The 6,371-nt window shown below is 74.6% G+C and carries 5 protein-coding genes; 2 read left to right on the top strand and 3 right to left on the bottom strand.

Features of this window, described 5'->3' with window-relative positions; genetic code table 11:
* Positions 1-367: 367 nt before the first annotated feature.
* Together AOK09_RS35525 and AOK09_RS35520 are read right to left on the bottom strand one after the other, a co-directional pair.
* Positions 368-2,386, bottom strand: coding sequence for a M3 family metallopeptidase (locus AOK09_RS35525; protein WP_055591310.1), 2,019 nt, complete (start codon positions 2,384-2,386; stop codon positions 368-370).
* Between the two features lie 99 nt (positions 2,387-2,485).
* Positions 2,486-2,932, bottom strand: a complete 447-nt coding sequence (locus AOK09_RS35520; protein WP_055591312.1) for a DUF309 domain-containing protein — start codon at positions 2,930-2,932, stop codon at positions 2,486-2,488.
* Between the two features lie 187 nt (positions 2,933-3,119).
* Here AOK09_RS35520 and AOK09_RS35515 point away from each other — a divergent pair, with 187 nt between their 5' ends.
* The gene (locus AOK09_RS35515) at positions 3,120-4,826 is read left to right on the top strand and encodes a bifunctional 3'-5' exonuclease/DNA polymerase (protein WP_055591309.1); all 1,707 of its coding nucleotides are present in this window, start codon (positions 3,120-3,122) and stop codon (positions 4,824-4,826) included.
* 7 nt (positions 4,827-4,833) lie between these two features.
* On the opposite strand, the gene AOK09_RS35510 is transcribed toward AOK09_RS35515, so the two are convergent.
* The gene (locus tag AOK09_RS35510; RefSeq protein ID WP_245687629.1) at positions 4,834-5,379 is read right to left on the bottom strand and encodes a GNAT family N-acetyltransferase; all 546 of its coding nucleotides are present in this window, start codon (positions 5,377-5,379) and stop codon (positions 4,834-4,836) included.
* 144 nt (positions 5,380-5,523) lie between these two features.
* Here AOK09_RS35510 and AOK09_RS35505 point away from each other — a divergent pair, with 144 nt between their 5' ends.
* Entirely contained in the window at positions 5,524-6,306 is a 783-nt protein-coding gene (locus AOK09_RS35505; protein ID WP_055591308.1) for an SGNH/GDSL hydrolase family protein, read from the top strand.
* Positions 6,307-6,371 lie beyond the last annotated feature (65 nt).

Genomic DNA, 6,371 nt, shown 5'->3' with positions numbered 1-6,371 from the left:
GCGGTGAAGCCGCTGCCCCAGTCGGCGTCCAGGTGGTACGTCGCGGTGCAGCCGCTCACGGCGGCGGTGGTGGCGGTGACCGCGGCGGAGTCCGCGGAGACGTTGCCCGCCGCGTCCCTGGCCCGCACGGTATAGCTGTAGCGCGGACGCCACCCGGGCAGGGTACTTGAGCATGCGTCAGATCCTTGTCTGTGAACGCACGCAGACCACCGGCGGGAGATGCGCCGGGGGCTGCCGGGACCACGCTGGCATGAGCCCGGCGTGCCGGAGCGGGGATGTGCCGCGGTCGCCCCCGCGCCGGACTCCGGCGCGGGCCGTGACGGGCAGATCCTAGGAGCGGCGCATCCCCACCGGCAACGGCGCCTCCTCAGCCGGCCAGGCCCCGGCGCTCCAGCAGCGGCCCGATCTCGGGGGCCCGGCCGCGGAAGCCGCGGAACGCCTCCATCGGATCCACGCTGCCGCCGCGGGAGAGCAGCTCCCTGCGGAACACCTCGCCGTTCTCCCGCCGCATGCCGCCCTGCTCGCGGAACCACTCCACGGTGTCCGCGTCCAGCACCTCGCTCCAGATGTACGAGTAGTACCCGGCCGCATACCCGCCGGCGAAGATGTGGCCGAAGTAGCCCGACCGGTAGCGCGGCGGGATCGCCGGCACCGCCACCCCCGCCTTCGCCAGCGCCGCGGCCTCGAACTCCGCCATGTCACCGGGATCGGCACCGGCCGGCAGGGTGTGCCAGGCCCAGTCGAGCAGCGCCGCCGCCAGGTACTCCACGGTGCGGAACCCCTGCCCGAACCGCTCGGCCTGCTGCATCCGCTCCACCAGCGCGGCGGGCATGGGCTCGCCGGTGCGGTGGTGCCTGGCGTAGTTGGCCAGCACCTCGGGCCACACTGCCCACATCTCGTTGACCTGGGAGGGGTACTCCACGAAGTCGCGCGGCACCGCGGTACCCGAGAAGAAGGGGTAGCGCACGGCGGAGAAGAGCCCGTGCAGGGCATGGCCGAACTCATGGAACATGGTGCCGACCTCGTCGAAGGTCAGCAGCGCGGGCTCGCCGGGCGACGGCTTGGCGATGTTGAGGTTGTTGACCACCACCGGTCGGCGGCCGTCCAGCCGGGACTGGAGGACCAGCGAGTTCATCCAGGCGCCGCCGCGCTTGGAACGGCGCGCGAACCAGTCGCCCAGGAAGAGCCCCAGCGGGGTGCCGTCCGCCTCGAAGACCTCGAAGACCCGTACGTCGGGGTGGTAGCCCACCAGGTCGGGCCGCTCGCTGAAGGTCACCCCGTAGACCTGCTCCGCCGCGAAGAAGACGCCGTCCCGCAGCACCCGGTCCAGCTCGAAGTAGGGCCGCATCGCCGCCGCGTCCACGTCGTACTCCGCCTTGCGCACCTTCTCCGACCAGTACGCCCAGTCCCACGCCTCCGGTACGCCGTCGCCCATGGCCGCGCCCAGCGCCGCCGCCTCCCGCTCGGCGTTGGCGACCGCGGGCGGCACCAGCCGGGCCAGCATCTCCGAGACCGCCTCGGTCGTTCCGGCGGTCTGGTCGGCGACCGCGTACGCCGCGTGGCTGTCGTACCCCAGCAGCGCGGCCCGCTCGGCTCGCAGCCGGGCCATCCGCGCCACCAGCCCGGCGTTGCTCTCCAGGCCCCGTCCCAGGGACGCCTCCAGCAGCCGGCGGCGCACCTCCCGGTCGTCCAGCGAGGCCAGCGCGGGCTGGTTGGAGAAGTTCTTCAGGCTGAGCACATAGGCGCCGTCGTGCCCCAGCGCCCTGCCGTTGCCGGCCGCCGCGGAGATCTCGTCCGGTGACATCCCGGACAGCTCCTCGGCGCTGCCGACGACCAGGGCGGCGGCCGCGGTGTCGGCGAAGACGTTCTGCTCGAAGGCCGTCGCGGCCGCGGCAAGTTGCTGGTTGAGGTCCCGCATGCGCTCCCGGTCCGCCTCCGGGAGCAGCGCCCCGGCCCGGACGAACCGGGTGCGGTAGCGCTCCAGCAGCCGCAGCGACTCGGCGTCAAGGCCCAGTTCGGCCCGTTGCCCGTAGAGGGTCTCCAGCCGCTCGAACAGCGCGCGGTCCAGGTGGATCGCGTCGGCGTGCGCCGCGAGGCGCGGGCTGATCTCGGCGTCCACCGCCTGCACCGCGTCGTTGGTGTCGGCGGACGCCTGGTTGAAGAAGACGTTCTCCACCCGTCGCAGCAGGGCACCGGACCGCTCCAGGGCGACCACGGTGTTCTCGAACGTGGGCGGCGCCGGATCGGCTGTGATCGCCTGGATCTCGGCCAGCTGCTCGGCCATCCCCCGCTCGAACGCGGGCAGATAGTGCTCCTCGCGGATCTCGGCGAACGGCGGCAGTTCGTACGGCAGGGTGCTGGGGCTGAAGAAGGGATTCTGGGTCACCCGGCCGACCCTACGCCGCGGCCCCGCGCCCGTCCGGCCGCTCGGGCAGCTCCCCCGGCCGCGCTGCCGTGTGCCCCCGGCTCGGGCTGGCGGCGCGGCTCAGCCGCGCAGCACGACGGAACCGTCCCGGCCGCCCTCCCTGGCCCAGCGGACCAGCCCGGCCACCGCGATGCCGTACGGGGCCCGGTCGGCGTACGGTTCCAGACCGTCCGCCGCCCGTGCCAGCAGAGCCGCCGCCCCGGTCGCGTTTCCGCGGGCGGCGTGGGTCAGGCCCACGGCCAGCTGGGCGAGGGCCCGCCACAGGGCGCGGTCCGGCTGCGGCGCGGACTTCCAGGCGTCCTCCAGCACCTCGTGCGCATGGAAGGGCATCCCCGCGTCCAGCAGCCGCTGGGCCTCGGCCAGGGTCTCCTCGGGGGTGCGCAGCACGCCCTCCGGCTGGCGCTCCACCCCGGGCGACCCGTACGGCAGCGGCCGCCCCAGGCCGTCCCTGGGCCGGGCGTTGCGGGCCCGGCCGCGCAGGTCACGGTCCCGGTCACGGCCCTCCACGGGCGTTCCGCAGTGCTCGCAGACCGCCGCGTACCGGTTCTCCCGGATCTTCCCGCACTCCGCGCACACCTGGTCCAGCCAGCATGCCGCGTCCCCGCCTTCGTCCACCCCTCGATTGTGCACCCGTCCCCTGTCGGACCCCAGGACTAGGGTCGAAGTGCAGACCCCTGTGAACGGAGAAGGCCCCATGACCGCCCGTATCGCTCTGGTGGCCGACCCCGACGGCCACGGCGGACGGCTGCAGCGGCTCGCCGGCGACGGCAGCCCGGCCGGCCCGCCCGAGCAGCACCACGACCTGGCCGCGGCGGTCGCCGCGGCGGAGGCCGGGGAGCAGCCGCGCTGGGTGTGGCCGGCCACCGACGCCGTGTACCCCGGGCTGCTGCCGCAGCGGGTGGCGCGCTGCCATGACCTCGCCCTGGTGGAGCCGCTGCTGCTGGGTCAGGAGGGCCGCTACGGCCATCCCCGTTCGCTGGGCGCGGCCTGGGCGCGGGTGAAAGGGCTGCCCGTCCCGGAGGACCGTCCCGACAGCGGCGCCGCCGACAGCCACGACCAGCCCTCCCTCTTCCGGCCCGACCGTCACCAGCTGCCGCCGGGCACCGATCCGCTGCGCGCCGTGGTGGAGGTCCATGCGGACCAGCAGCGCAGGGTGGCGCGGCTGGAGCACCCCGACCGGATGCGGCTGCTCTGCGCCGCCGAGTCGGCGGGGGCGCTGGCGGCGGCCGAGATGGCCCACGACGGCCTGCCGTGGCGTGCGGACATCCATGACGAACTGCTCACCCGGCTGCTCGGCCCCCGGCCGCCCGCCGGTTCGCGCCCCCGGCTGCTCGGCGAGCTGGCCGCGGAGGTGCAGCGGGCGCTGGGCGGCCGCCCCTTCAACCCGGACTCGCACGCCCAGGTGCTGCGGGCCTTCGCCGACCAGGGCATCCGGCTGCCGTCCACCCGCTCGTGGGTGCTGAAGCAGGTCGACCATCCCGCCGCTGCGCTGATGCTGCGGTACAAGGAACTCTCGCGGATCCACACCGCGCACGGCTGGGCCTGGCAGGAGAACTGGGCGCGCGGCGGCCGCTTCCGGCCGGAGTACGTGGTCGGCGGTGTGGTGTCGGGCCGCTGGGCCAGCCGCGGCGGCGGTGCGCTGCAGATCCCGCGGATGCTGCGCGGCGCCGTGGTGGCCGATCCCGGCTGGTCGCTGGTGGTCGCGGACGCGGCGCAGCTGGAGCCCCGGGTGCTGGCGGCGCTCTCCGGCGATGCGGGCCTCGCGCGGGCGGCGGCCCAGGGCGACCTCTACGAGGCGCTGGCCGCGATCGCCTTCGCCGGGGACCGGGCCCGCGCCAAGCTGGGCCTGCTGGGGGCGATGTACGGGCAGACCAGCGGTGAGGTGGGGCCGCTGCTCACCGTGCTGCGGCGGCGCTTCCCGGCCGCGATGGCCTATGTGGAGGCGGCCGCCCGCACCGGGGAGGACGGCGGGGTGGTCCGCTCCCATCTGGGCCGCATCTGTCCTCCGCCGTCCGCCCCGGACCCCGCGGGCGAGCCTGCCGAGGCCGAGGCCGCCGCCGAGCCGGACGGCGACCGGCTGCTGCGGGCGGCCCGCGCCCGCGGCCGTTTCACCCGCAACTTCGTCATCCAGGCCAGCGCCGCCGAGTGGGCCCTGGCGCTGCTGGCCGCGCTGCGCCGGCGGCTGGCCGACATCGGCCCCGACGCCACCGGAGGGCGCCCCCATCTGGTGTTCTTCCAGCACGACGAGGTGGTGGTGCATGTGCCGACGCAGTACGCCGACCTGGCCGCCGCAGCCGTCGGGGCGGCCGCCGAGGAGGCCCGCACGCTGGTCTTCGGTGCCACCCCGGTGCGGATGCCGCTGGAGACCCATGTCGTGGACTGCTACGCGGACGCCAAGTGACGACCGCTCAGCCCAGGGCCTTCTCGAACCAGTGGTCGGCGTAGGGGGAGCTGTTGTAGGCCGGGATCTCGGCGTAGCCGTGCCGGGCGTAGAGGGCCCGTGCCTCCACCAGGTCGCGCCGGGTGTCCAGCCGCATGGTGCGGCGCCCCATCCGTACCGCCGCCTGCTCCGCGGCGGCCAGCAGTGCCGGGCCGCCGCCGGTGCGGCGGGCGGCGGGGGCGATCCACAGCCGGGTGAGTTCGGCGATCTCGGGGGTGAGCAGCCGTACGCCGACACAGCCGGCCGTCCGGGTGCGGTGGCGGCCCACCAGGAAGACTCCGGTGGGCGGGTCCAGGTCCTCGCTGGGCTCCTGGCGCAGCACCTCGTCGACCTCCTGCGGCAGGGCCTCGCGGCCGTGGTAGCGGCCCACGATGTCGGTGTAGTAACGGCGCAGCAGGTCCGCGGCCTCGGCGCCGCCGGCCGGTGCCGGGGTGACGGTCCAGTCCGAGGCGGCGGTCCGGTCCGAGGCGACGTTCCGGTCCGAGGTGACGGTCCAGTCCGGGGAGATGTCCACCGCCTCATTCTCCAGCGGCGGTCAAACCGTTTCGGGTCTGCGGCGCGGCGTCTTATTCCCGATGACCGGGTGGCGGAAGTCACGGTCCGTCAACCCCTCCCTACGGTGGCGTAGGTCACGTCGCCGGGTTCAGGATGGTTGGCCGTGGCTGATCATTCGGAGAACCTCACCATCGCCTCGTACGCGGCAGTCGGGGACAGTTTCACTGAGGGTCTGAACGACCCGCGGCCGGACGGGGACGGCTTCGCGGGCTGGGCCGACCGGCTGGCGGGACTGCTGGCTGCCCGCAGCCCGGACGGGTTCCGCTACGCCAATCTCGCGGTGCGCGGCAGGCTGATCGACCAGATCGTCGAGGAGCAGGTGCCCCGGGTGCTGGAGCTGCGGCCGGATCTGGTGTCCTTCTGCGCCGGCGGCAATGACGTGCTGCGGCCGGGCAGCGACCCGGACGCCATCGCGGAGACCTTCGAGGCCGCGGTGGTGCAGTTGCGGTCGGCGGTGGACACCGTGCTGATCTGCACCGGCTTCGACACCCGGGACATGCCGCTGCTGCGGATGCTGCGGGGCAAGATCGCGACCTACAACGGGCATCTTCGCGCCGTCGCGGACCGGCACGGCTGCACCGTGCTGGACCTCTGGTCGCTGCGGTCGATCCAGGACCGCCGGGCGTGGAGCGAGGACCGGCTGCACCTGTCGCCGGCGGGGCACCGGCGGGTGGCGCTGCGGGCCGCGCAGGTCCTGGGGGTGCCGGTGGACCAGGATCCGGAGGCGGCCTGGCCGCCGCCGATATGGCACAGCCCGGCGGAGGTCCGCCGGGAGAACATCCAGTGGGCCCGGGAGCATCTGGTGCCCTGGGTCGGACGGCGGCTGCGCGGGGAGTCCTCGGGGGACCACGTCGAGCCCAAGCGGCCTGACCTGCTGCCTCTCTGACCCCGCGGGGGACCGCCCGAAGCGGCCTGTGCACCGGAGTTCCCACTCCGGTGCACAGGCCGCTT

The organism is Peterkaempfera griseoplana, from assembly GCF_001418575.1.
Lineage (GTDB): Bacteria > Actinomycetota > Actinomycetes > Streptomycetales > Streptomycetaceae > Peterkaempfera > Peterkaempfera griseoplana.
This window is presented reverse-complemented; position numbering and strand designations above follow the sequence as displayed.

What these genes read in the sequence shown, in the direction of transcription:
- AOK09_RS35515 (WP_055591309.1), top strand. Translation starts at nt 3,120, where the DNA reads ATGACCGCCCGTATCGCTCTGGTGGCCGACCCCGACGGCCACGGCGGA.